Here is a 25,316-nt window from a genome sequence, read left to right on the forward strand (position 1 = left end):
TGCCCGGCACGAAGAAACCGCGCGAGTTCACCCGCGCCGATCTGGATCAGGCCATCGGGCAGCTCGTGCAGCCGCCAGCGGCACCTTCCACACCTGGCCAGCGGTCTGCACGCACTCACTGATCGCACTGACACGCCCTGCCCGTTCAGCCGGCCTCCTTCGACACCGTGTGTGAGTTAACCCCTGAAAGACAGCCCCCAACCCAAACGTCAGAAACACGACATCTGTAAATAGCCAGCGCTACGACATTTGAATCTGGCTTTGACATGGTTGTAGGTCCCAAATAGTAATGTCCGGTTTGAGCCAAGTTCAGATGTCCGCTTTACGGACCGTCGTAAGCTGATGTGACGAGCCATGACGCGTCAGTGCTCGCAGCCTGTCCGCTCCGTATCTACCGGATCGGTCGCCGACACCGCAATCCCGCCTGCGAACTCGATATGAAGCGCAACAAGCCAGCGTCTCGGGCAGTTCCGCCTGATCCAGACCGTGCGACCGACACGGATGTGCAAAATCTGGTTGACGAGGACGACGAGAATCGCAACCTTGAACAACGCCCTTGCACGTGGGGTCTGTCGATGTCTCACAGACTTAGCCTCATGAGATGTTCCTGTTTTGGGTCAATAGCATCGCCGGTCGACACCGCCAGTCCTATGAGACTGGCGGCATGTGATCAGGTCAAGTGCGCAAACGCGATCAACGTCGCTTCATCTTGATCACGCGAGAGATTTGCCCGAGCGTAAATCCGCTGTTCTTCACAAACTCTGCGTATTCGGCTGGGGCTGTCACCGAAGTTGCGGCCACGTAGTCACCCACATACCGGAATCGATCGGATGCCGTACGCAGGAAGATCGGCACAGGTTCCAGTTGTCGGGCAAGCGTGCGCCCCGCGGCCCGCGCCGATGCGCTGCCGTCGCACACAATGACGTCTGGCGCATGAGGATTCAGATCCTGTCGCAAGCGGGCCGCGACAACCTTCCCTCCCTTGACGGGAAGAAATGCCTGCTTACTCCCCCCCGTGACCCTGTGAATGTCTTCACGAGAATATTCTTTTCCGATTTCAAACATGGTTGACTCCGCGATATGGCGTCATGCAGCGGCGCTGCGACGCCAGGCGCGGCAATCGTAGCGAGCCGTTTCTAAAATTGGTGTATAGACGCTGGCGAAGTTGATAAATGCGCCGTGTCGAAGCGCGAATCTTTTTCTAAGAATGACCGAATCTTTACGCCTTGTTTATTCCCTTCGGTCTACGCTTGGTCCATCTCAACGACCCTGCCAAGGGTACAAAAACGAAGACATGGGCTACGCACAAGTTCTGACCATTCACGAAACCGTCCCGGACGCTCTCCCCCGCTATCGATCAAACGTCGTTCCTTTGCGCTCGCCGCGCGCGCAGGTTGAAGTCTTTCTCACAGGCACCAACTCCGACGTGTTACGCACCCATCTCGCCACGCTGCTTCATTCGTCGCTCGGCGTTTATGTGTCGCGCACAAACGTGTTGCGCGACAAGATATGCGTGCATCTCAACATTGCTCCCGACGATCTCGACTTCACACTCCACACGCTGATAACAACACTGCCTGAAGCGACGATCGGCACGCTCACGCGCGCGCATGTGCGCGAGGAGTGCTGACATGTATTCGGGAATCTGGCTTCCGCTTGTCACGCCATTCTGTTCGGGCGAAGTTGATGTGGAAGCGCTTCAGGCGTTAACGGAGCACTACGCGCGTTCGGGTATCGCGGGAATCGTCGCGTTGGGCACCACGGGCGAGGCCGCACTTCTGTCCGACATCGAGCGCGTCACCGTTTTGCAGGCGATCACGGATGTTGTCGATGGACGGTTGCCCGTGCTGGTCGGCGTCGGAGGTTTCAACACCCAGGCGTTCGTACATGAGATCCGGCGTTTCGAGCGTTGGGACGTCGCCGGCTTTCTCGTCTCGGCGCCCGCGTATGTGTGCCCAGACCAGCTTGGCATCGCGGGCCATTTCGAACGGGTCGCGCGAGAGACGGAGCGGTCAATCGTGCTCTACGACGTGCCGCATCGAACAGGCGTGCCGATCGAGCCTGACACCGTGCGCCGGCTCGCGGAAAGCGAGAATATCGTCGCCATCAAGGCATGCGTAAGCCGTCACTTTGACGCACTGTGTGAGATGCCCGTCAACGTGCTGTGCGGCACTGACACAGACTTCCTCGAGTGCCTCACGGCCGGCGGACATGGCGGCATTCTGGCAAGCGCGCATGTCTGTCCGGATCTGTTGATCACGATTCAATCGCTCATGCAGGCGGGCGACGTAGACACGGCACATCGAATCTTCGACCGTCTCAGGCCCCTGCTCCGATTACTGTTCGCGGCGCCCAATCCTTCCGCGATCAAGGCGATGCTGTCCATCGAGGGACGAATTTCGGATGAAGTGCGCATGCCGCTCACGCCGGCCTCTGTCGCGCTCGTCGAACAATTGGCGCAATCGCACGCTGTCCTCGATGAACTGCGCGCGGAGTTTGCATTGGCTGTGCAATAGCACCGCAAATAAAACGACCGCGGCTTCCGCTGCGTGTTTGAATTATCCTGCTGCGCCGTTGGCATACGGCGCATTAACGCAGAGCGCGTGTTGTTTTATAAATTCGTTATACGGCGAATGACACAATCTCGGCGTTAAGGAAAGCGAGGTTGTCCATGCTTCGGTTGCGATTCTTTCGATATAAAAGCACAGCAGAAACCGTAACAAAAGCAAACCAGCACAGCAGCGTCATTGCAGCGCGCCAGATCCTGCACCGCTGGTGCGTCGGACTGGCAGTTACCGCTGGCGTCGTCGGGTTATTGGCGATCAGCCTGGGCTTTGCGACGTTCGGCATCTCCATCTATATTGCCGCGATTTTGCCCTTCGCATTCTTTTCGTAGCAGGTCGTGACAAGCGATTGCGTCAGCGTCGCGCATCGACTTCTGCGATCACCCGCAGCTAACGAGAAAACCCGACATGATTAACCCATTAGCGTTCCTTAATTGAAGTTAGCTAAATTAGCTTTTCTCGTTTTGGTAATCGCTGCACACTGACGCCATTCAACTCGTCACGTCCCCGACCCGACAGCCGCAGTTCAACTGATCCAGTGGACGATTCCGTCGACCCGTCTTTGCACCTATGCAAGGTCAGGAGGCAGTCATGGCTATTCATACCGGGAAGCTCGCCAGTTTCTATAGCGCAATTCAGCATCGTCGTGAACCGGTCGTCTATGCGTCCACGATAGTTGCCAGCAACAGACTGGCGCTCTATGCAGCGCTTGCGGACAATCCGTCGACAGCAGATGAACTTGCACACGCAACCACAACAGAGTTGCACTGCGTGCGCGAGTGGCTGGTCGATCTCGCCGCGTCTGGCTATCTCCAGTACGACGCAGCGCGCCAGCGTTACTGGATGACCGAGCAGCAAGCATATGCGCTCGCCGATACGGCTGGCAATGCGTTCATCAAAGGCGCATTTGCAACCTGGCGCAAAGCGAAGCTATTCGGAAGATGACGCAAAACGATCGATGCGCTGTCGCGCGCTCATCCGTTTTCAAACCCTCAAGCCAGAGCTCTAACGAGAACCACGTACTGCTGCGTCAAACCGCTGCATCGTCAAACCATGAAATGCCCGGGCAGCGGGACTAAGCGTCTGTGCGCGCCTCCATAGCATGTTCAGCTGCCGGACCACTCGAATGTCGGCAACGGGCAATTCAATCAGACTGCCCGCTTCGAGTTCATCGCTCACGGACAGGCGCGACACCCACGACACCGCGCGTCCGATACGCAACACCCGCTTGATCGCCTCCGGGCTACCGACGACCAGCCCCGGCTCGAGCACTAGCCCGTGAGCCGCGTAAGCCTGTGCAACGACTTCGCGCGTACCCGAGCCCTCCTCCCGCATGACCAGTTCGACATCCGACAAAGCCGCCGCGCTGAGCTTGCGTTTTCGGGCAAGTGGATGATTCGGACCCGCGACGGCAATGATTTCGTCGTCGCCAAGCGACATAACGTCGAACGCATCGTCGTCGTACGGACCTTCGATCAACCCAAGCTGACAGTGCTGCCCGAGCACGGCGCTCTTGACCTGTTCGGTGTTGGAGATCACGAGTTCGATGGTCACGCCCGGATGCAGATCGCGATAGGCGTCCATCAAGGCGGGCATCAGATACGTGCCGATCGTGCGGCTCGATGCAATCACCAGATGCCCTCTTTTAAGACCCGCGAATTCGCCGACAGCAGCCTCCGCTGCGTCGGCCAGACGGAATATCTGGCCCGCGTATTCAGCCAGCAGACGGCCGGCTTCCGTCAGTTGCATGCCGCGCGGCAAACGGTCGAACAGCGCCACGCCGAGTCGCTCTTCGAGTTCGCGTATCTCCCGGGTCAGCGCGGGTTGGCTCACATGCAGCCGCTCGGCCGCTGCCGTCACGCTGCCTGTCTGCGCGACGGCATCGAACGCTGCCAGATGGGTGAAGTTCATGAGATAACAGGATGATATGGGAACTATCATAAATATGTATTTTTAGTATATATCGCGGCGGCCTAGAGTTCACTCATCGACCACCTCCACTGGAGATAGTGATGAGCCGAACAACAACCGCCCAGCGCTCCCACAAGGCCCATCACGAGGGCTTGCTGGAAAACATCCGCCAGCTCACACCGAACTGGTTCGCCGTCACGATGGGGACGGGTGCCGCGTATCTCGTGCTGAACGCACTGCCGGTTTCGTTTGCCGGAAAGGCGTTGCTTGCGCAATCGTTGTGGATCGGGGATGTCGGCCTCTACGCGATCTTCTTTCTGATGTTTGCCGGCAGATTTATCCTGTTTCGCGAGACGATCGGCCCGTTGGTGCGTCATCCGTTGCAGTCGATGTTCCTCGGCGCGTTGCCGATGGGTCTTGCACCGATCGTCAATGGCTTCGTCGCCTTTGCCGCGCCGCGCTTAGGTGAATCCGCGTATCAGATCGCATTGAACCTGTGGGTGTTCGACGCGGTGCTGTCGGTGGTGATTGCAGTCGGCGTGCCGTATGCGATGTTCACGCGTCAGGAACACAGTCTGGAGCGCCTCACGGCCGCCTTGCTGTTGCCCATCGTCGCGCCCGAAGTCGCTGCATCCAGCGCGGGTGTGCTGGCGCCTCATTTGCCGGCATCAGTCGCGCAACTGGTGGTCGGAGCGGGTTATGTGCTGTGGGCGATCTCCGTGCCGCTGGCATTCGCGATTCTGACCATCGTCCTGTTTCGGCTGATCATTCACAAATTGCCGCATCGCGAACTGGGCGTGACCAGCTGGCTCACGCTGGGTCCCATCGGTACGGGCGCGCTTGGCCTCGTCACGCTCGGCGATGCCGCCAGCAAGGCATTCGCTCATACTGCCTTGCACGACGTCGCGTCGCTCGCGAGCAGCTTCGGTATCTTCGGTGCGCTTCTTCTGTGGGGCGCGGGCCTGTGGTGGCTTGCCTGCGCCGTGCTCTTCATGTGGCGCTATCGCCTCGAAGGATTGCCGTTCAATCTCGGCTGGTGGGGTTTCACTTTCCCGATCGGCGTCTACACGCTCGCGACGTTTGCTCTTGGACGCGCGACGGGATTCGATTGCTTCATGCACATCGGTGTCGTGCTCGCCATTGCACTCGGCGCGCTGTGGATCTTCGTGAGCTGCCGTACCGCTAACGCGCTGCTACACAAGGAAGTGCGATTTCGTGCGCCGTGTCTTGCGCAGGCTCATGCGTGATTGGCCGCTCTGATTGCGCAAACGAACTTCCGGCATGCCAGACACCATTCAATCCATCAAGGGAATATTCCGGGCAACGACCTGTTTGCGTGATGGCACGCGCCTGCTCGCTCTCCCCTCCACTCCCACACAAAGGGAATATCGTGTTCAAGCCATTCAAAAAGCCGCTTCTCGCGTCGTTGATGTTCGCAACGCTCGCCGTCAATGCGTTCGCTCATGAAGTACCCGACCCAACCATTAAACACGACGCGCACGACGGTGTAGTTCGCCTGTATGGCGCAGGCGGACCCGACACCGCATTTATGAAAGTCGCCAAAGTATTCACGCAGGAAACGGGTATCAAAGTCGAAGTGACGGGCGGCCCTGAGCCCACGTGGACGAAACAAGCGCAAGCCGATGCCGACATCCTTTGGGGCACGTCAGAAGAAGACATGACTGCATTGCTGGAGACGTATACGACGTTCCACCGGAATGATGTCATGCCGATCTATATTCGCCCCGCTGTTATTGCAGTGAAGAAGGGAAATCCGAAGAACATCCATAGCTTCGACGATCTGCTCAAGGATGGCGTGCGCATCGTCGTCACGGAAGGTGCTGGCGTCGCGAATACATCGGGTACGGGTACATGGGAGGATGTAGCGGGCCGCACGGGCAGTCTCGAAGACGTCAGGCGTTTCAGGAAGAACATCGTAGGATTCGGCAAGGGCAGCGGCCCGAGCTTCAAGATGTTCGTCGAGAAGGACGCGGATGCGTGGATCACCTGGCCTGACTGGCCGATCACGCACCCCGACAAGGCGGACTACATCAACCTCCCGAAAGATCGAACGATCTGGCGCGACGTCAATGTGGCGCTCGCTCCCGATGCCGATCCCGAAGCGAAGCAGTTTCTTGATTTCCTGAATAGCGACCGCGGCGCCGCGATCATGAAGACTGAGGGATGGGTTCGCTAGCGGGTTCTGCGTATTGACGCGCTATCCGTAGCGTGACTCGTGGGCGGTCGCACTTGCGTTGGCTACGGGACTACGCGTCCCGAGCTGCCCGACACTCGAATCGCGTGCTTAATCATCCCCTAAGCCTACGACCACTAACATTGGCCTGCTACTTCGGTAGACCGACCACGCAGGTGGTTGCATTGCGGGCATCGAAGGTACTTCGATACTCCAGATCGTCCGCCACGACCGCCTTTTACGAGGCCCGGCCATCATGCCGGGCCCGCTTTTTATGTGCGACGGCAATCGACGTCACACTACTTTCGGCGCTACGCGATTACTGATAGAAGTTGAGCGTCAGCATCGCGGAGCGGCCCGGTGCCCACGTCGCGTAGATCGGATAGGCCGTCGAGTAGTACTCGCGATCGAAGATGTTGTTAACGTTCAATTGCAGGTCAATAGATTTGGTCACGTGATACGCGGCCACCGCGTCGAATCGCGCATAGCCCGGCGTCCATTTGCGTACCGTCGATGACACCGACGCGTACGTCTTGCTCGCAACCGTCGCGCCACCGCCAATAGAGAACTTCGGCGTCACGTTGTAGTAGGTCCACAGCGTGAAGTTGTGCTTGGGCACCATCACCATCGGCAGTCCCGATGCTGATGCGTTCGCTGCGCCGGCATCGACCGTGATCGCGTCGAGATACGAGTAGCCACCGAAAACGCTCCAGTTTCCCGTCAGATTGCCTGCGGCACCGACTTCGACACCGCGCACACGCTGATGGCCCGCGTTCACTGTACCGCCTAGCCCATCGCTCACGCGTGCGTTCGTTTTGTCCGTCTGGAACAACGCGGCATTCAGCGACAGGCGGTCCATCGCATCCCACTTCACACCAACTTCGATATTGCGGCTACGTTCGGGCGACAGATCCTGATTGGCTACAGTGATCTGATCCGTGCCGCCGCCGAGCCCCGAGTTCGCACCGGGCGGATTCGCCGACGTGCCGTACGACGTGTATAGACTCACCGAGCGAACCGGCTTGTAGACGAGACCGACCTGATAGCTGAACAGGTTCGAGTCGTTGGTGAGATCGGGCACACCCGCCTGAGTCGCGGTCACGTCGAAGCGATCGAAACGCACGCCTGCGTTGAAAAGCCACTGGTCGGTAATCTTCACGGTATCGAACAGATACGCCGATGCCACGTTGGTCTGCGTATGTGTCGCCGGCCCCGGAAAGCTCTTGTCGCCGTTCAGCAGGACATGCCCTGACCATGGATTATCCGGATTCCAGTTGTTGACCGGCGTGCAATTGAATGCGACCGAGCATGGACCACCCGAGCGGATGTTATTACCCGCACTGTCGGTGACGAGATAGCCCTCGTACAGGCTCTTTTCGTGGCTGAATTCGACACCGCCCGTCATCGTGTGCTGCATGCCGAGGAGCGTCGCCTTTCCGGTCAACTCGGTCTGGTTGGTAATACTGTTGGTCGCGTATTTGCCGCTCTTCGCCTGCAGGCTGAGGATATTCGACGTGGCGTTCAACAGTTGCGGATTGGTCGCGATGTAGTCGAGTGTCGAACGTCCGAACATCGTCGTGTTCTTCAGCTTGAGGTTATCGTTGAAGCGATGTTCGACGCGGATTTCGCCGGTATCGGTCTGCCCATAGCGGTAATCGCGCGTATTCAGACCATAGAACTGCCCGCGATTGCTGCTGATCGGTGTGCCGCCCGTAGAACGGAATGGCACGCTGAAGTCCGGCATGTCATAGGTGTTCAGGTGGTAGTAGCTCAACGTGACGGTCGTCGGGCTGTTCAGTCCAAACGCGACAGAAGGCGCCACGCCCCATCGTTTGCTGTAGACATCGGTGCGACCCGCCTGGTCCGCGTCATGTCCCATCACGTTCAGGCGCACGGCGGCGTTGTCGCCCAGCTTCCGGTTCGCGTCCAGTGTGATGCGCTTGTAGCTGTCCGTGCCGATGCCAACGCTGCCATTGATGAAGTCCTCGTACTTCGGCATCTTCGTTTCGATGTCGATGCTGCCGCCAACGGCGCCGCGCCCCGCGTAGACCGAGTCCGGGCCCTTGATCACCGTAATGCTTTCGACGTCGAACGTTTCGCGGTTCTGCACACCGGAGTCGCGAATGCCATCGACAAAGATCGAGTTGCGCGATTCGAAGCCACGAATAACAGGGCGATCCGCCGACGGGTTCGCGGCCGCGTCGCCGCCCAGGAACGTGATGCCGGGCACCGTCTTCAGTGCGTCGGCGAAAGTCGTCGCGTTGGTCTGCTTGATCAGTTCTTCCGGAATCACCGTGATCGAGCGCGGTGTGTCGAGTAACGGCGCAGTGAATTTGTACGAGGGCGCGGTCTTTGTCTGCATGTCGGACGGCGAACTCGCCTCTACCGTCACAACGGGAAGCGTCGGGCCGTCACTGGCGGTCGCTTTTTCCGCCGAACCCGTTTGTGCTAATGACGGTGAAGAGGCAATAAAGCTGGCGCAATAAACGGCACCGACGGACGCGAGCAGACGCGCCCGCGTCTTGAACAGAGCGGACATAGATGATTAACACGAGGTGGATGTGGCGCCAGACGCACAGGCGCAATTGACTGCACTGGATCGCAGCACAGACCCGTAAATGCGAACGAGTCGCGTTTACCAAGGCGAAGCGAAGTGTAATATTTCTTTAGTAATGTGTAAACATGTATTTACTTTTCTTACTGCGGGCTCACAGCGTACGGTGTTGCACCCACTGGCATGTCCGCCCCGCGTCGCCGGCCTGCCGCAGCTAAACCATTGCCCCACCTGCTCTTCGCGAATATTGATTCCGAGCGCGCGTGTCCCGTGTCATGCAATAATAGGAATAATTCTCATTTACCAGCTTTAATTTTCGCTTACCGCTTCAGGCGGAAGGTCGCACATGTCGGCAGACAATCTCTCCTTGCGTCTCGAAGTCGGGGACCTGTACGTTGCCCATCATGGCTGGCTGCACGCGTGGCTGCGTCGCAAGCTGGGTTGTGCGCATCGTGCCGCCGATCTCGCGCACGACACCTTCATGCGCCTCCTCGCGCGTGACGAACCGCTTGAATTGCTCGAACCGCGCGCCTTCCTGACCACAGTCGCACAACGCGTTCTCGCCAATCACTGGCGACATGAACAGATCGAACGCGCGTACCTCGAGGCCCTCGCACAAGTACCGGAATCGCTAGCGCCATCGCCCGAAGAACGGGCCGTGCTACTCGAGACGCTGTGTGAGATCGACGCGCTGCTCGATGGTCTGCCCGTGCCGGTCAAACGCGCATTCCTGATGTCGCAACTTGACGGAGCAACGCATTTGGAAATTGCGGAGGCACTGCATATATCCATCGCCACAGTGAAGCGTTATCTGCTCAAGGCGGCGGGTCAGTGCTTCTTCGCGATGCGGCTGGATTGATGCCGTGAATGTCAGCACGCCCCCCAGTATCGAACCCGATGTCGCGCGCCGCGTGGTCGAGTGGTGGCTCGACTTTCAGTCCGGTGCCGTAAGCGAGTCACAGCGACAGGCGTTCGAACAATGGCGCACGCAACATGTCGATCACGATCGCGCGTGGTCGCACATCCAGTCCGTCAGCCAACGCCTGCAGACGCTCGGCGGCGGTGCCGGCGCGGGTGCCGCTCGTGCCGCACTGACGCGGCCGCGCTCCCGGACGCGGCGCGCGGCTGTCAAGACGCTGGTACTTCTTTTCTTTGCAGGCAGCACCGCCTGGATAACGCGCGAGCAAATCGCGAGGCGCGGCTGGAAGGCCGATTTGCGCACGAGCACAGGCGAGCAGCGGGACGTTACGCTCACCGACGGAACCCGGCTCACGCTCAATACGGCAAGCGCCGTCAACATCCGCTTTTCCGACACAGAGCGCCGCATCGTGCTAGTGCGTGGCGAAATCATGGTCACGACGGGACATAACGATGGCCCCTCCCCGCGTCCCTTCATTGCGCAAACCGCACAGGGTGTGTCGATACCGCTCGGCACCCGTTTTTCGCTCCGGCAGGAAGATGTGACGACACGGCTCGACGTGTTCGAGGGCTCAGTCAAGGTCGAACCAGCGCGAGACACGAGTGCGTTCAAAGTGGTCCATGCCGGAGAGCGGATCCGTTTCACGGCAACTCAGACGATGGCCGTCGAGCCAGTAAGCAGCGATGCGGCCGCATGGGCGCAGGGCATGCTCGTCGCGAGCAACATGCGGCTCGCCGATTTCCTGTCGGAGCTGGAGCGCTATCGCGACGGCTATCTCCACTGCGATCCGTCGATCGCCGATATCCGCATCTCGGGAACGTACCCGCTCGCCGACACCGATCGTGTACTCATGGCGCTAGCCGGCTCGCTGCCAGTCAGACTGGACTACGTCACGCGCTATTGGGTCACGGTAAAACCAGCGCGTGCCTAGCGTTGCGCTCCGGTTCATTAAAAAAATTCGTCGGTATTGAGCTGTTTTCGATTCTCGCGGGACAAGGCAGATGAGAACACCAGATCATCTACTTCCTCGAGCTTCGTAAAACATGGGATCTTCTGCACGAATCCGCAGGCACGGCATCCGAAAACGCCACATCATCGGCGTTGCCGCCGCGACGATCATCGCGAACGTCGCGTCGAGCGACGCGCTGGCTGCCGACGCGGCACAAACAGTACAAGCTTCGCAGCGCAAGACATTCGATATTGCCGCCGGTCCACTCGAAAGCGCGCTGAACCAGTTTGGCCAGCAAGCGCGGATCATGCTGTCCTATCCGAGCGCACTCACTGCGAGCCGCCACAGCGCGGGGCTGCGTGGCGAATACGACACACAGCAAGGGCTCGTGCGCCTGTTGCACGGCACAGGTGTCTCGGCTATCGAACAGACGAGCGGCAGCTACACGCTTGTCGAAGATGCAAGCAACGTCGAACTTGACGATAAGGCAATGCTGCCCGTCGTCAAGGTCAGTTCGACGGGTATCACGGCGGGAAGTTATCGGCCGCCTCCTGAAGCGAACGTGACACGCTCCGATATCCCCGTCATCGACACTCCGCAAGCCATTAACATCGTTCCGGCACAAGTACTGCGCGATCAGCGTCCACGTAATCTGGACGATGCATTGGCAAACGTCAGCGGCATCGTGCAGGGCAACACGCTCGCAGGCACGCAGGATACGTTGCTCAAGCGGGGTTTCGGCGGCAACCGTGACGGGTCGATCATGCACAATGGCATGCCGCTCGTGCAGGGACGCGGGCTCAATGCCGCGGCCGACAGCGTTGAAGTGCTAAAAGGGCCATCGTCCCTGCTCTACGGCATCATGGACCCGGGCGGTGTCGTCAATGTGGTGAGCAAGCAACCGCTGCTTACGCCTTATCACGCGATCTCGCTGCTCGGCTCGACCTACGGCCACGGTCGCAATGGCGCAGGCGGCACACTCGATCTCACGGGACCGATAGGCGATTCAGGACTCGCATACCGTCTTGTCGTCGACCAGATGGATGAACAGTACTGGCGCAATTTCGGCGAGCATCGCGAAACGCTCGTCGCGCCATCATTCGCGTGGTATGGAAACGATACGCAGGTCGTTCTTTCCTACGAGTACAGAAAGTTTCTCTATCCATTCGATCGCGGCACCGCACTCGATCCAAAAACCAATGAGCCGCTGGCCATTCCCGCACGCGAACGTCTCGACGAGCCGTTCAATGAAATGGACGGCGAATCACATCTCGCGCAGTTGAGCGTCGATCATCAGTTCAACGCGAACTGGAAGGCGCATTTCGGCTACAGCTACAACCGCGAAACCTACGATGCCGGACAGTTGCGTGTGCAAGGCGTGAACAGCACGACGGGTGTGCTTTCACGCAGCAACGATGCGACACACGGCGCGCTCAGCACGGATAGCTACGCGATCGCCTATATCGACGGGCATTTCACGCTGGCCGGGCTGCGCAATGATTTGCAAATCGGTGTCGATGACGAATACCGCCGCATCTATCGCAAGGATCTTCTGCGACAGGCAACGAAGTACACGTTCAACTATCTGCACCCGGTGTATGGACTTGAGAGCCCATCGACAACAGTATCCGCAAGCGACAGCGACCAGACGGATACATTGCATGATGCGTCGGTCTTCTTTCAGGACAGCCTGCATCTGACGGACAAATGGATATTGGTCGGCGGTGCGCGCTTTCTGTCATATAACCAGGTCGCGGGAAAAGGACGCCCTTTTCAGATCAATACCGATCTGAACGGTACCAAATGGCTGCCGCGTGCCGGCGTTGTCTACAAATGGACTGAGAACTTCTCGCTGTACGGCAGCTATACCCAGTCGCTAAAGCCGACATCGACGATTGCGCCGCTCAGCACAGGTGTCGTGATCGACTCGAACGTGTTGCCCGAAGAGGCGACATCGTGGGAAGTGGGTGCGAAAGTCGCCATGCCGGCGGGACTGACCGGCACGCTCGCCCTTTTTAACATCGACAAATCCAATGTACTGGTTTCGCAGTACAACGACACGACCAAGCAAACCGATTGGCGCACCTCAGGCAAGGCGCGCTCGCGCGGTATCGAAGTGGATGTCGCCGGACAGATCGGACAGCGCTGGAGCGTGATCGCCAGCTACGCCTATATCGATGCGAAAACGACGGAAGATCCGCTGTATGCCGGCAAGCGCTTGTGGAACGTCGCGCAGCATACAGCGTCGCTCGCCGCCGTCTATGATTTCGGCGCGATCTTTGGTGGTGACCAGTTGCGTGTCGGTGCAGGCGCGCATTACGTCGGCGAACGGCCGGGCGATTCTGCGAACAGTTTCACGCTGCCCGCCTACACCGTCGCCGATGCATTCGCGACCTACAACACGAAATGGGGCGGGCAAAATCTTTCGTTCCAGTTGAACGTCAAGAACCTCTTCAACAAGACCTATTACCCGTCCAGTGCCAACCGCTACTTCGTAGCAGTTGGAGACGCGCGGCAGGTCTCGCTTCTCTCTACGCTTGAATTCTAAACCCACGTATAAAAGCATCGGATTTGCAAGGACGCCGTCATGAAACGTAGATTCAAGCAGGACCCAATGAGCGCCGATAGTCACTCGATCAATTCGACCAGACGCAAGACACTGCTTTCCGCGTTGGGTTTTGCCGCCGTGTCTGTTGCACCGACAATGACTCATGCCAGAGCAGGCGATGCTCGCAACAGGATCGTCATGGTGGTACAACTGAATGGCCCAGGCATCGCGGTAGACGAAAGTATCGCGGCGCATCTCAACGCACGCGGTTATCCGGTTCAACTGGTCGATCAGACCCATCGCCCCGAACTCGCGCGCGACGCCGGTCTGATCATCATTTCCTCTACCGTGTCATCCAAGGACGTGCTCCCCGGGTGGCGCTCCTTGCCCGTACCGCTTGTCACCTGGGAAAATGACCTCCTCGATGATCTCGCGATGAGCGGAAAGCGCCATGACGTCGACTTCGGAGAAACGGAGAAAGAACGTTACCTGTGGCTCGTGAATGCGCCCCATCCTGTTTCCGCAGGTCTGCCGGCCGGTATCGTCAACGCGTACGGAAAACAGGCGTCGATGAGTTGGGGCAAACCCGGACTGGGCGCATCCATTATCGCTACGGTATATGGTCAACCTGACAAGGCAGCTATCTTCGCGTATGAAGCAGGTGCAACCATGGATTACGAAACGCTCGCTCCAGCCAGGCGCGTAATGTTTTTCATGAGCAATGACTCCTTTCCCAACCTGTCGCAGTCAGGGAAGCGATTATTCGACGCAGCGATCGACTGGGCCATCGGCCGTTAAGGTGAGTAAAAACATTTGACATCTTTAGTGATGTTCGAACAAGCGATTGTTGTTCGCGTCTTTGATTCGCGCCCCTGATTGCGAGAAAGTCGCAGGCGCCATCCCGTAGTCCCGGGCAGACTGCTGCGTGTCCGATGCGTTATTCGCGTTGTAGTCGGGATACTGATTCTTCGACTGGTGCAGCGTGCCGTCCTTCTCGGCCTGCACCAACTGCGCCCTGACTTCGTCACGAGTCACGCTGTTCGAATCGATTTTGGCGTGTGCGATCATCGGCATGGCGAGTGCGCTGACGACCAGCGAAATGACGAGGGATGTTTTCATTGATCTCTCCTTGATGAGAAAAATTTCAGGTCAGCATCGCACTGCATGAAAAATTCCATATAGCGCTGCCGTAAGTCCAGATTACTTCTGGGCAACTTAAAGACTCCTTATCTGCCCGCACTTCTATCTGACTTGCACCGGCTTCTGACCTGTTGCATGAAGGGTCTCATTATTCCCATCACTCGCCGACGGGATTCTGGCCAAACGATTACCGTTTTGTTATCCAGGAAAGACCAGGCGCCTAAGCGTTCGATAAGCAACGCCCCCTCATAGTGCTGCCTGAAGTGCTGATCTGCACCACCTGCACAAAGTCCACGATCGTGGGGAAACAGGGGATAAAAATGTCACACCGCCTCATCGAGCCGATGCAAAACAAGGTGCCCGAGGTCACGGCCGCCTTCTGGGCCATCAAGATCCTGTCGACAACAGTGGGCGAAACGGGCGCCGACTATCTTGCCGTCAATGTCGGGCTGGGCGCCACGCTGACGATAGCAATCACGCTCTCCATGCTCGCGGCGGCACTCGCTACACAACTCACCAGGCGTACGTATGTTCCGTGGATCTATTGGCTAACCGTCGTGCTCGTCAGTGTGGTTGGCACACAGATCACAGACGTCCTCAGTGATGTACTTGGAGTCAGCCTTTATCTCAGTACCGCGGCATTCGCAGTACTTCTCTGTGTTGTCTTCGGGATCTGGTATTACAGAGAAAGAACCCTTTCTATTCACACAATCGTGACGCGTAATCGCGAGCTCTTCTATTGGAGTGCGATCCTCGTCACATTCGCGCTGGGCACGGCGGCTGGAGATCTTGCAACCGAAGCGATTGGACTCGGATTCAGCCTGGGCGTTGTTGTATTCGGACTCTTGCTTTCCGCGATGGGCGTTGCAGCTTACCTCGGTGCCAATCGCGTGCTGATCTTCTGGCTCGCCTATATTTTGACCCGACCTTTGGGCGCGTCACTTGGCGATCTGCTTTCGCAGGCAAAAGAATATGGGGGACTCGGAATGGGTGCAATCGTCACCAGCATCATCTTCCTCGCCGTCATTGTCATCCTTGTATTCGTGCATACGGTTGCGAGAGAGCGGCAAAACAAGATCAGCAATGCATAGGTGCACATGAAATACCGTCTCTACCCGACAGATCTCACCTTTTAACCAGAGGATCAACAATGAAACGGCTCATCGTCAGTTCGGCGCTCATGCTCGCAACAGCCTCCGCAATCGTCGCCGGTCAAATATCGGATCCGCACGTTCCGCTGTGGATTGCTACGCTCTCGCCCGTAGCAAATGCAAACGCGGCCACGGCACAGGTATCGAAGCTCGGCGATTTATCGAAGTTCCGCGTCATCGTTGTCGACACCACGAAACTTGTCGACGCCAACGACCTCGCGGGCGCAAAAAGCCGCATCAAGGACCTCGAGACTTCGTGGGACAACGCCGAGGCGGGACTGAAGCCACGCGCCGCGACGGACTGGCACAAACTGGACAAGTCGATCGACGACGCGCTCAATGCCCTTCGCGAAAGTTCGCCGAATCAGGCCAGATGCAAAAAATCACTCTCGGATCTGCTTGCGTTGATCGACCGGATGAGCGGAAAAGTGTAAAGGCGATGCACCTGCGGCGAACTGAGGATCTCCGCGCGGCAGGAAAGCCCTGTTTCGAATTGAATACAGGGCTGCATGGCATCGACAGGAAAACAATACAAAGAGAATACCGCCGACACCTATTCTTCGGACTCCATTCCCGACTGCAAGTAGTTCTGCAACCCAACCTTATCGATCAGCGCAAGATGGGTTTCGAGCCAATCGATCTGCGTCTCGGTATCGTCGAGAATCGACGTTAGTATCTCGCGCGACACAAAATCCCTGACCGACTCGCAGTACGTGATCGCCTCTTGGCACGTACTCTGCGAGGCCTGTTCGAGCTTCAGATCGCACTCGAGGATTTCCTTCGTGTCTTCGCCGATCAGCAACTTGTCCAGATCCTGCAGATTCGGCAGCCCTTCCAGAAAAAATATCCGTTCGATCAACGCGTCGGCATGTTTCATTTCGTCGATCGACTCGTCATATTCGTGCTTGCCCAACTGGTCCAGACCCCAGTGTTTGTACATTCTCGCGTGGACAAAGTACTGATTGATCGCCGTCAGTTCGTTCTTCAACTGGGCATTCAGATACTCGATCACCTTCTTGTCACCCTGCATGACAGACCTCCTTTCCGGTACGCGCGGCAATCGGCTTGCAGCAGGCTCCGCGCTCATCGAACCTGCTCTCGCGGAGTGCCAGCGAACTCCTATAGACGATAGACGATTGCCCGGAATGTCACGCTAATGAGAACGCGAATGAGTCTGAGCGGACCTCGCTAATGTAGATCCTTACCGGAAAACGATCACTCGCATTACTCATACAAGGAGATTGTCAGTTATACGTAATGCGATTGCGCTGCTCGCTGTAATTTAGATGCGAATCATTCGCATTTATATTGACGCTTCGTTATACAGATGCGTACTATTTGCACGGTGGAATGACGTAATGACCGACGCGGTTGCGTCCACTCCCATCTCACAACTGGTTGCCTCATCCAATCTGTAGCATAACTAAATGTTTACAATAAAAATCAGCGGACCGATTGAACTGGCACGCGCATTTTCCGTGCGCAAAGCGACCATCGCGACAGCATTCGCGTGCGCAGCGCTTGCGTCCGTTCACGCAAGCGCTGCTGCGAATCCCGATGCCACGCCAGAAGCACCGGAAGCCGACCTGAACATCCAGGCGCAACCCTCCAGTTTCTGGACGGGTTTCTGGACGCGCCAGAACATGCTCGGCGACATGGGTGGTTTGCGCCCCTGGCTCGGCAAATACGGCATTACGTTCCAGTTGACCGAAACCAGCGAATATCTCGCGAACCTGCGTGGCGGGTTGTCGCGCGGCGGCGCCTACGACGGCCTCACGACAGCCACCGTACAGGTGGACACGCAAAAGGCGTTCGGCCTGCCCGGCGGCCTGTTCAACGTCAGCGGCCTGCAGATTCACGGCCGCAACCTGAGCGCGGACCGGCTCGGCACGCTCAACACGGCAAGCGGCATCGAAGCCGAAGCGACGACGCGCCTGTGGGAACTGTGGTATCAGCAGTCGTTCCTGAACAAGCGCGTCGACGTGAAGATCGGGCAGCAGAGTATCGATCAGGAGTTCATCACGAGCACGTATGCAGCGACGTTCATCAACACGATGTTCGGCTGGCCTGCATTGCCCTCTTATGACATGCCCTCGGGTGGCCCGGCCTATCCGCTGTCTGCGCTCGGCGTGCGTATTCGCGGACAGATCACGCCTTCGCTGACCGCGCTGGCGGGCGTCTACTCCGGCGATCCACTCGGCAACAATCCCGACAACATCCACGGCACGAACTTCAATCTGCACAACGGCGCCTTGTGGATCGGCGAATTGCAATACTCGATCAACCAGCCAGCCGACGGCGAAATGGTCGGCGCCGACAGCAACAAGCTGCCGGGCACCTACAAGCTCGGTGTCTGGTACAACACTAATCGCTTCGACGACCAGCGTTTCGACAACACGGGATTGTCGCTCGCGAACCCGGCGTCAACCGGCATTCCGCAATCGCATCACGGCGACTACAGCATCTATGCCGTAGCCGACCAGATGATCTGGCGCCCTGACCCCGACGAAGCGCGCAGCATCGGCGTGTTTGCTCGCCTGATGGGCGCGCCTGGCGACCGCAATCTCGTGAGCTTCGCCGGCAACTTCGGCGTCGTGATGAAAGCGCCCTTCAAGAATCGCGACAACGACAGCGTCGGTCTGGCCGTGACCTACATCAAGGTTGGCAGCCATGTGCACGATCTCGACCTCGACAACCTCTCGTTCTCGGGCGGTCCGTACGGCGTCCGCACGAGCGAAACCACACTGGAAGCCACCTACATCTACCAGGCCACGCCGTGGTGGCAGATTCAGGGCGACGCACAGTACACGTTCAACGCGGGCGCAGGACAGAACCCGAACGACCCGACCCAGCCGCTGCGCAACACGTTCGTGATCGGCGTGCGGACCAACATCACGTTCTAGGCGACGACAGATTGCGCGACCTTCCCCGACATCAGCGAAGCATTCCGATCATGACGGCACATCAGGCTCCGTGCGCAGACACGGCAACATCCGGTACGAACCTGAAGCGCGTTGCGCGCATGTTCAGGCATCAGTGGCGGCGCCACCTTCGAACGCCAACGCTGCTCGCCGCCGGCATCGTGGCACTCATCACGACAGGCGCCGCGCAAGCGGAACCGCAGGGCTTCCTCGAGACGCTGCACCGTAACACGACACTCATCAACACCGTTCCCGACAACGGCGATCAGAATCCGTATGCGATCGTCGTTGCGCCCGTCTCGGCGGGTACCGTGAAGCAAGGCGACGTGCTCGTCGACAACTTCAACAACGCGGCCAATCTGCAAGGCACGGGCAGCACGATCGTCGACTATCACCCCGACACGAAGCAGATGACCCTCTTCGCGAAGATCCCCCGCGATCTGAAAGCGTGTCCCGGCGGTGTCGGGCTGTCGACAGCCATGACGATGCTCAAGTCCGGCTGGGTGATCGTCGGCAGCACGCCGAGCAACGACGGCACGACGGGCACCAAAGGCGCCGGTTGCCTCGTGGTGCTCGATTCGCAAGGCCAACTCGCGTCCGTGATCAGCAGCCCGAATATCAACGACCCGTGGGGCAATATGGCCGTCGTCGATAACGGCACGAGCGCGACGTTATTCATCAGCATGGCGGGCTTTGGCGTCGGCGGTGCGGACGGCAATCCGCCCGTCTTCAAGCAGGCCACCGTGCTGCAGCTCGATCTCGACATACCGCAAGGCAAGCCGCCCGTCGTGAAGAAAGAGACCGTGGTGGGCAGCGGCTTCGGCGCGCAGGCCGACAAGGGCGTGTTCCTCGTCGGGCCGACGGGGCTCGCGCTATCGGCGGATCAAAAGCTGTTGTATGTGTCCGATGCCATCGGCAACCGCATCAATGAAATCGACGAGCCGATGACGCGCGACACGAGTGCGGGTGTCGGCCGCCAGATTACGGCCGATGGCCTGCTGCATCGTCCCCTCGCAATGGTGACGGCGCCGAACGGCCACTTGCTGGTGACCAACGCGCTCAACGGCCAGGTCGTCGAGATCGTCCCTGAAACGGGCAAGCAGTTGTACGCCCGCTGGATCGATACCGACAAGGCACAGACACCGCCCGGCAACGGCGACCTGTTCGGCATCGCGTTGACGCCGGAAGGCGACGGCTTCTACTACGTCCAGGACGACGTGAACACGCTGGTGATCGCGAAATGACGGTTCATCGCAACGGGTCGCAGTAACGGTTCAAGCAACGGTTGAAGTAACAGGCAGGAACAGCATCATGGCAAACGATCAATCCCCACCGTCGCGCCCCGGCCGGCGCGGCTTCCTGAAAGCAGGCGGCGCTGCCGTCGCGGCGGGCGCAGGGCTCGCGACAATGGGCGCCGCGCAGGCCGCATTGACGCGCACGCACGCCGACGATGTGCAGCGCCAGAACGAGCCGTTCTATGCCGCGCATCAGGGCGGCATCGTCACGCCGCAGCAGAGTCACACCTATGTCGCCGCTTTCGATCTCAAGACCGACAAGCGCGAAGAGGTGATTGCGCTGTTGCGCGAATGGACGCAAGCCGCCGCACGCATGACGCAGGGCCAGCCCGCCGGCACGCTCGATACCGCCGACGACAAACCCGCCGCCGATTCCGCGGATATCCTCGGCCTCGGCGCGTCGTCGCTCACGATCACCTTCGGTTTCGGCCCGGGTCTCTTCACGACGCAAGACGGCAAAGACCGCTACGGCCTCGCCAGCAAGCGGCCCGCCGCGCTCGTCGATCTGCCCCGCTTCAACGGCGACCAGCTGGTGCCCGAGAAGACGGGCGGCGACCTCTTCATTCAGGCCTGCGCAAACGATGCGCAAGTCGCCTTCCATGCCGTGCGCCAACTGGCGCGCATGGGATACGGCGCGATCCAGATGCGCTGGGGCCAGGCGGGGTTTCTATCAGGACCGAAAGGTCAGACGCCGCGCAATCTGATGGGCTTCAAGGACGGCACGAATAACCCGTCGACGGGCAAGACGCCGCTGATGAACCAGTTCGTCTGGGCCAACGCCGCCGACGCGCCGTGGATGCAAGGCGGCACCTACACGGTCGTGCGCCGCATCCGCATCACGCTGGAGCATTGGGATCAGATGGAGCTCGGCTTTCAGGAGCAGGTGTTCGGTCGCCACAAATACACAGGTGCGCCGATCGGCAAGAAGAACGAGTTCGATGCCGTCGATCTCAATGCGCAGGACAAGGACGGCAACAACGTCATCCCCGATAACTCACATGTGCGCCTGTCGAATCAGGCGAACAACGCCGGCATGCAGATTCTGCGCCGCTCGTATTCGTACAACGACGGCACGAACTTCTATATCGAGCGCTGGCCGCCGTGGCGCCAGGAAACCGAATATGACGCCGGTCTCATCTTTATCGCGCATCAGTCGGATCCGCGCACCGGCTTCATTCCGATCAACGCGAAGCTTGCGAAGTTCGACATGATGAACCAGTTCACGACGCATATCGGCAGCGCGATTTTTGCCGTGCCGCCCGGCGCGCGGGAAGGTTCCTATATCGGCGCAGGACTGTTCGAAGCATAAACGCCGTTTGCCCGCACAGACCGGCTCGCATCCGGCGCAAGGCAAACGGCCATCCAACAACATCAAGAGGAAGAGGTTTCAGTCATGACCCGTTCATGGTTTGGGGCAATGCGCCACGCGGCGCAAATCACCGCACTGTCGCTGTCGATCGCGGCGACGGGCGCGCACGCCGCGTCGATCACCGTGTACAGCGCGCAGCACGAACAGGTGGTCAATCTGCTCGCGAAGGACTTCGAGAAGCAGACGGGCATCGCCGTGAAGATTCGCAACGGCGAAGGCCCTGCGCTCGCGGCGCAGCTCGTCGCGGAAGGTTCGGCATCGCCCGCCGATGTGTACTTCACGGAAAACTCACCCGAGCTGATGCTGCTCGAAGAAAAAGGCCTGCTCGGCAAGGTCGATACCGCGACGCTCGGTACGATCCCGGCGCGTTTCAATTCGCCGACGGGCCAATGGGTCGGTGTCACCGCGCGAGAAAGCGTGCTCGTCTACAACACCGCGAAAATCCAGCCCTCGCAACTGCCGCCTTCGATATTCGATCTGGCCAAACCCGAATGGAAAGGCAAGGTCGGCATCGCGCCGAGCGACGCGGACTTTCTGCCGCTCGTCAGCGCCGTGCTCGCATTGAAGGGCGAAGCGCAGACGCTGCAGTGGCTCAAAGGCCTCAAAACCAATGCGCAGATTTTCGACGACGATGAAGGCGTCGTGGCCGCGGTGAATCGCGGCGGCGTGGTGACGGGCGTGATCAACAATTACTACTGGGCGCGCCTGCATGCCGAACTCGGCGACAAGGCCACGCGCAGCGCGATTTATCACTACAGTAACGGCGACGTCGGCGGGCTCGTGAATGTGTCGGGCGCGGCGATCTTGAAGAACGCCCACAACACGGACGGCGCGCAGCAATTTCTCAAGTACCTCGTCAGCGAACGCGCACAGGCGCTGATGGCGAATAGCCACATCAGCTACGAATATCCGCTGCACGCGGGCGTCGCGCCTGATCCGCTGCTCAAGCCGCTTGCCGAACTGCAACCGCCGTCGCTCACGCTCGAACAGCTCGGCGACGACAGCCAGGCCGGCAAGCTGCTGCGCCAGGCGGGCTTGCTGTAAAGGAATGCACAGGTGAGCGATGTGACCGACATCGGCGAAGCTGTCGTTGCCGTTCAACCTTCGGTAGACACGGCGGCGCGCGGTCGAAAACGCGCGCCGCGCGGTTTGCTCGTGGGCGCCGCCGTGAGCGCATTGCTCGTGCTGCTGCCGCTCGCCTTCACGTTCTACCGCGCGACGACAGTCGGTTTCAGCGACGCCGTCGAACTCGTGTTCCGCCCACTCGTGGGAGAACTGCTGGTCAATACGCTGCTGATCACCGTGAGCGCGACGCTGGCCTCGGCTGTGGTCGGTACGGCTGCGGCGTGGTTCATCGAACGCACACATCTGCCGGGCCGGCGGCTGTGGGCCGTGCTCGCCGCGGCGCCGCTCGCGATGCCCGCGTTCGTCTCCAGCTACGCGTGGGTATCGATCAGCCTCGATCTGCAGGACTTCGCGGGCGCGTTGCTAGTCATCACATCAGCGTATTTTCCGCTCGTCTATCTGCCTGTGGCGGCCGCGTTGCGCGGCATGGACCCCGCGCTGGAGGAAAGCGCACGCGCGCTTGGCTGCGGACGCTGGTCGAGCTTCGTGCGCGTCGTGTTGCCACAACTGCGCCCCGCTCTGCTCGGCGGCATGCTCCTGGTCGCCTTGGGCGTGCTGTCCGAGTTCGGCGCATTCCAGATGCTGCGCTTTCGCACCTTCACAACCGAGATCTACGCCGAATACCGCACGAGTTTCGATAACAGCGGCGCCTCGCTGCTCGCGTGCCTGCTGATTTTGCTCTGCCTCGTGTGCCTCGCGTTCGAGTTTCGCGTGCGTGGACGCGCCCGCTATGAGCGCGTCGATCGCGGCGCGCGGCGGCCCGCGTTACGCTATCAGCTGGGCCATTGGCGCTGGGTCGTGCTCGCGTCGTTTGCCGCGTTGAGTATCGTCACGCTCGGCGTGCCGCTTGGCATGATCGGCTTCTGGCTCACACAGGAAGGGGCGGCCGCCGTGACGCCCGCTGAAGTGTCACCGGAACTGCTCTTCAATGCGACGATGTCGTCGGTCGGATTCGGTCTTGCTGCCGCGATCGTCACGACGCTGCTCGTTTTGCCGCTCGCGTACCTGCTCGCCCGCTATCCGACCCGGCTTGCGACGTTTTACGAACGCACCGTGTTTCTCGCGCAAGGCGTGCCGGGTCTCGTGGTCGCGCTGGCGATCGTCTCGCTCGCGGTGCGTGCGTTACAGCCGCTTTATCAGGGGATGACGCTGCTGATCGTCGCCTATGCAATCCTGTTTATGCCGCTCGCGCTCGTCAGCGTGCGTGCCGCGTTGATGCAGTCACAACCGCGTCTCGAAGATACCGCGCGCGCACTCGGACTCAACGCCATGCAGACCTTCGTGCGAGTGCTGCTGCCGCTGGTCGCGCCCGGACTCGGCGCCGCGGCAACGATGGTCTTCATCTCCGTCGTGACCGAACTGAACGCGACGCTGCTGCTCTCGCCCATCGATACCCACACGCTCGCCACGCAAGTCTGGTCCGACACATCGACGCTCGCATTCGCAGCGGCTGCGCCGTATGCCGCGCTGCTCACGGGCATTTCGTTGTGCGCGTCGGGCTTGCTGTTCGTGCTGTCAGGACGCTCGGCGCTGCCCGGCGATCGCACCTGAAGTCTTTCCGGTTGATCCTTAGAATGAGCGAACTTCATATCAGCGGGCTGCGCAAGTCGTTCGACGGCCACACGGTTCTGCACGAGATCGATCTCGCAGTCGAGAGCGGGACCTTGCTCGCGCTGCTCGGGCCATCCGGCAGCGGCAAGACGACGTTGCTGCGCGTGTTGTGCGGCTTCGAGCGCGCCGATGGCGGCACGATCGAAATCCACGGCAGGCGCGTCGCGGGCGAGAATCTTCATCTGCCAACCGAACAACGGAAGATCGGTTACGTGCCGCAGGAAGGCGCGCTGTTTCCGCACCTGTCGGTGGCGGACAATATCGTGTTCGGCCTGCCGCGCAGTCAGCGGCACGCGCGCCATCGCGTCGGCGAAATGCTGGAACTGGTGGGCTTGCCTACGGCATTTTCGCAGCGAGCGCCGCAGCAGTTGTCGGGCGGTCAGCAGCAACGCGTCGCACTCGCGCGAGCACTCGCGCCCTCGCCTTCGCTCGTGTTGCTCGATGAGCCTTTCTCTTCCCTCGATGCCGCACTTCGAACGGAAACCCGCGAAGCGGTCGCGAAGGCGCTCGCTGAAACAGGTGCAACCGCCGTGCTCGTCACGCACGACCAGGCCGAAGCGTTGTCGCTCGGCCATGAGGTTGCAGTGTTGTGGAACGGACAGCTGATTCAGACCGCGCCGCCGCGGACGCTTTATCGCCAGCCCGCGACGCGCGAACTTGCGACCTTCGTCGGCGATGCGGTGCTGTTGCCCGGCGTTGCGAACCACGGCATCGCGACGTGCGCGCTCGGCGCGCTAAAGCTCATCGCGCCGGTCGCCGACGGCCGTGTCGACATCATGGTGCGCCCCGAACAGGTGCGCCCGCTCGCGGCGAACGAAGCGTTGCCTGCGGACGGCACCGCCGTCGAAGCGCTCGTCACCGATCTGCGCTTTAACGGGCCCGATGCGCACGTCACCCTTCAAACGCGCGGCCCATCGCCTGTACCGGTTCGTGCGAGCGTGCCGGGACATCGTGCGCCCGCCGTTGGGGACATTCTCAGGCTCACCGTGGACGGAAACGTCCTCGCTTACCCACTGAACTAGAGGCAACGTCGACCTTGCCGACGTATGGCGATAGGGATGCGTG

At 59.7% G+C, this 25,316-nt stretch carries 23 protein-coding genes; 18 read left to right on the forward strand and 5 right to left on the reverse strand.

Features of this window, described 5'->3' with window-relative positions; all coding sequences use genetic code 11:
* Positions 1-693: 693 nt before the first annotated feature.
* Positions 694-1,065: a hypothetical protein gene (locus G3O01_RS34705; protein WP_205811519.1), complete on the reverse strand. Its 372-nt coding sequence runs from the start codon at positions 1,063-1,065 to the stop codon at positions 694-696.
* A gap of 229 nt (positions 1,066-1,294) precedes the next feature.
* Here G3O01_RS34705 and G3O01_RS34710 point away from each other — a divergent pair, with 229 nt between their 5' ends.
* The 4 genes from G3O01_RS34710 to G3O01_RS34725 all read left to right on the forward strand — a co-directional run bounded on the left by G3O01_RS34710 (position 1,295) and on the right by G3O01_RS34725 (position 3,509).
* The gene (locus G3O01_RS34710) at positions 1,295-1,630 is read left to right on the forward strand and encodes a hypothetical protein (RefSeq protein WP_205811520.1); all 336 of its coding nucleotides are present in this window, start codon (positions 1,295-1,297) and stop codon (positions 1,628-1,630) included.
* 1 nt (position 1,631) lies between these two features.
* Positions 1,632-2,516 (forward strand): 4-hydroxy-tetrahydrodipicolinate synthase, encoded by an 885-nt coding sequence (dapA, locus tag G3O01_RS34715; protein ID WP_205811521.1) that lies wholly within the window; start codon positions 1,632-1,634, stop codon positions 2,514-2,516.
* Positions 2,517-2,671: 155 nt separating this feature from the next.
* Positions 2,672-2,896, forward strand: a complete 225-nt coding sequence (locus tag G3O01_RS34720) for a hypothetical protein (RefSeq protein ID WP_205811598.1) — start codon at positions 2,672-2,674, stop codon at positions 2,894-2,896.
* A 259-nt stretch (positions 2,897-3,155) separates the two neighbouring features.
* A complete protein-coding gene (locus G3O01_RS34725) occupies positions 3,156-3,509 on the forward strand; it encodes a hypothetical protein (protein WP_205811522.1) in 354 nt (117 codons plus the stop codon).
* Between the two features lie 60 nt (positions 3,510-3,569).
* Here the strand turns inward: G3O01_RS34725 and G3O01_RS34730 are convergent, their stop codons facing one another.
* Positions 3,570-4,475, reverse strand: a complete 906-nt coding sequence (locus G3O01_RS34730) for a LysR family transcriptional regulator (protein WP_205811523.1) — start codon at positions 4,473-4,475, stop codon at positions 3,570-3,572.
* 101 nt (positions 4,476-4,576) lie between these two features.
* Between G3O01_RS34730 and G3O01_RS34735 the strand changes: the two genes are divergently transcribed.
* Together G3O01_RS34735 and G3O01_RS34740 are read left to right on the forward strand one after the other, a co-directional pair.
* Entirely contained in the window at positions 4,577-5,722 is a 1,146-nt protein-coding gene (locus G3O01_RS34735; protein WP_205811524.1) for a TDT family transporter, read from the forward strand.
* Positions 5,723-5,865: 143 nt separating this feature from the next.
* The gene (locus tag G3O01_RS34740; RefSeq protein WP_346779242.1) at positions 5,866-6,672 is read left to right on the forward strand and encodes an extracellular solute-binding protein; all 807 of its coding nucleotides are present in this window, start codon (positions 5,866-5,868) and stop codon (positions 6,670-6,672) included.
* A gap of 316 nt (positions 6,673-6,988) precedes the next feature.
* Here the strand turns inward: G3O01_RS34740 and G3O01_RS34745 are convergent, their stop codons facing one another.
* The gene (locus G3O01_RS34745; RefSeq protein WP_205811525.1) at positions 6,989-9,208 is read right to left on the reverse strand and encodes a TonB-dependent siderophore receptor; all 2,220 of its coding nucleotides are present in this window, start codon (positions 9,206-9,208) and stop codon (positions 6,989-6,991) included.
* Between the two features lie 361 nt (positions 9,209-9,569).
* On the opposite strand from G3O01_RS34745, the gene G3O01_RS34750 reads away from it, so the two are divergent.
* The 4 genes from G3O01_RS34750 to G3O01_RS34765 all read left to right on the forward strand — a co-directional run bounded on the left by G3O01_RS34750 (position 9,570) and on the right by G3O01_RS34765 (position 14,437).
* Positions 9,570-10,082, forward strand: a complete 513-nt coding sequence (locus G3O01_RS34750) for a sigma-70 family RNA polymerase sigma factor (RefSeq protein ID WP_205811526.1) — start codon at positions 9,570-9,572, stop codon at positions 10,080-10,082.
* A gap of 4 nt (positions 10,083-10,086) precedes the next feature.
* Positions 10,087-11,073 (forward strand): FecR domain-containing protein, encoded by a 987-nt coding sequence (locus G3O01_RS45800; RefSeq protein WP_205811527.1) that lies wholly within the window; start codon positions 10,087-10,089, stop codon positions 11,071-11,073.
* Positions 11,074-11,185: 112 nt separating this feature from the next.
* Entirely contained in the window at positions 11,186-13,639 is a 2,454-nt protein-coding gene (locus G3O01_RS34760) for a TonB-dependent receptor (RefSeq protein ID WP_241024525.1), read from the forward strand.
* A gap of 39 nt (positions 13,640-13,678) precedes the next feature.
* Positions 13,679-14,437: a hypothetical protein gene (locus G3O01_RS34765; protein WP_241024527.1), complete on the forward strand. Its 759-nt coding sequence runs from the start codon at positions 13,679-13,681 to the stop codon at positions 14,435-14,437.
* 24 nt (positions 14,438-14,461) lie between these two features.
* Here G3O01_RS34765 and G3O01_RS34770 read toward each other — a convergent pair whose 3' ends face one another.
* The gene (locus G3O01_RS34770; RefSeq protein WP_205811528.1) at positions 14,462-14,758 is read right to left on the reverse strand and encodes a DUF4148 domain-containing protein; all 297 of its coding nucleotides are present in this window, start codon (positions 14,756-14,758) and stop codon (positions 14,462-14,464) included.
* Positions 14,759-15,123: 365 nt separating this feature from the next.
* Here G3O01_RS34770 and G3O01_RS34775 point away from each other — a divergent pair, with 365 nt between their 5' ends.
* Together G3O01_RS34775 and G3O01_RS34780 are read left to right on the forward strand one after the other, a co-directional pair.
* Positions 15,124-15,870: a hypothetical protein gene (locus G3O01_RS34775; RefSeq protein WP_205811602.1), complete on the forward strand. Its 747-nt coding sequence runs from the start codon at positions 15,124-15,126 to the stop codon at positions 15,868-15,870.
* A 59-nt stretch (positions 15,871-15,929) separates the two neighbouring features.
* A complete protein-coding gene (locus tag G3O01_RS34780) occupies positions 15,930-16,364 on the forward strand; it encodes a hypothetical protein (protein ID WP_205811529.1) in 435 nt (144 codons plus the stop codon).
* A 119-nt stretch (positions 16,365-16,483) separates the two neighbouring features.
* Here the strand turns inward: G3O01_RS34780 and bfr are convergent, their stop codons facing one another.
* The gene (gene bfr, locus G3O01_RS34785) at positions 16,484-16,960 is read right to left on the reverse strand and encodes a bacterioferritin (RefSeq protein WP_205811530.1); all 477 of its coding nucleotides are present in this window, start codon (positions 16,958-16,960) and stop codon (positions 16,484-16,486) included.
* A 397-nt stretch (positions 16,961-17,357) separates the two neighbouring features.
* On the opposite strand from bfr, the gene G3O01_RS34790 reads away from it, so the two are divergent.
* From G3O01_RS34790 to G3O01_RS34815, 6 genes are all read left to right on the forward strand, one after another.
* A complete protein-coding gene (locus G3O01_RS34790; protein WP_205811531.1) occupies positions 17,358-18,833 on the forward strand; it encodes a carbohydrate porin in 1,476 nt (491 codons plus the stop codon).
* Between the two features lie 50 nt (positions 18,834-18,883).
* Positions 18,884-20,095, forward strand: coding sequence for a hypothetical protein (locus G3O01_RS34795; RefSeq protein ID WP_241024529.1), 1,212 nt, complete (start codon positions 18,884-18,886; stop codon positions 20,093-20,095).
* Positions 20,096-20,162: 67 nt separating this feature from the next.
* Entirely contained in the window at positions 20,163-21,455 is a 1,293-nt protein-coding gene (gene efeB, locus G3O01_RS34800; RefSeq protein ID WP_205811532.1) for an iron uptake transporter deferrochelatase/peroxidase subunit, read from the forward strand.
* Between the two features lie 108 nt (positions 21,456-21,563).
* Complete coding sequence (locus G3O01_RS34805; RefSeq protein WP_241024538.1) at positions 21,564-22,559, forward strand: iron ABC transporter substrate-binding protein; 996 nt, start codon at positions 21,564-21,566, stop codon at positions 22,557-22,559.
* Positions 22,560-22,589: 30 nt separating this feature from the next.
* Positions 22,590-24,191 (forward strand): iron ABC transporter permease, encoded by a 1,602-nt coding sequence (locus tag G3O01_RS34810; protein WP_205811604.1) that lies wholly within the window; start codon positions 22,590-22,592, stop codon positions 24,189-24,191.
* A gap of 23 nt (positions 24,192-24,214) precedes the next feature.
* The gene (locus G3O01_RS34815) at positions 24,215-25,273 is read left to right on the forward strand and encodes an ABC transporter ATP-binding protein (RefSeq protein ID WP_205811534.1); all 1,059 of its coding nucleotides are present in this window, start codon (positions 24,215-24,217) and stop codon (positions 25,271-25,273) included.
* Positions 25,274-25,316 lie beyond the last annotated feature (43 nt).

Source organism: Burkholderia sp. Ac-20365 (assembly GCF_017104715.1).
Classification (GTDB): Bacteria; Pseudomonadota; Gammaproteobacteria; order Burkholderiales; family Burkholderiaceae; genus Paraburkholderia.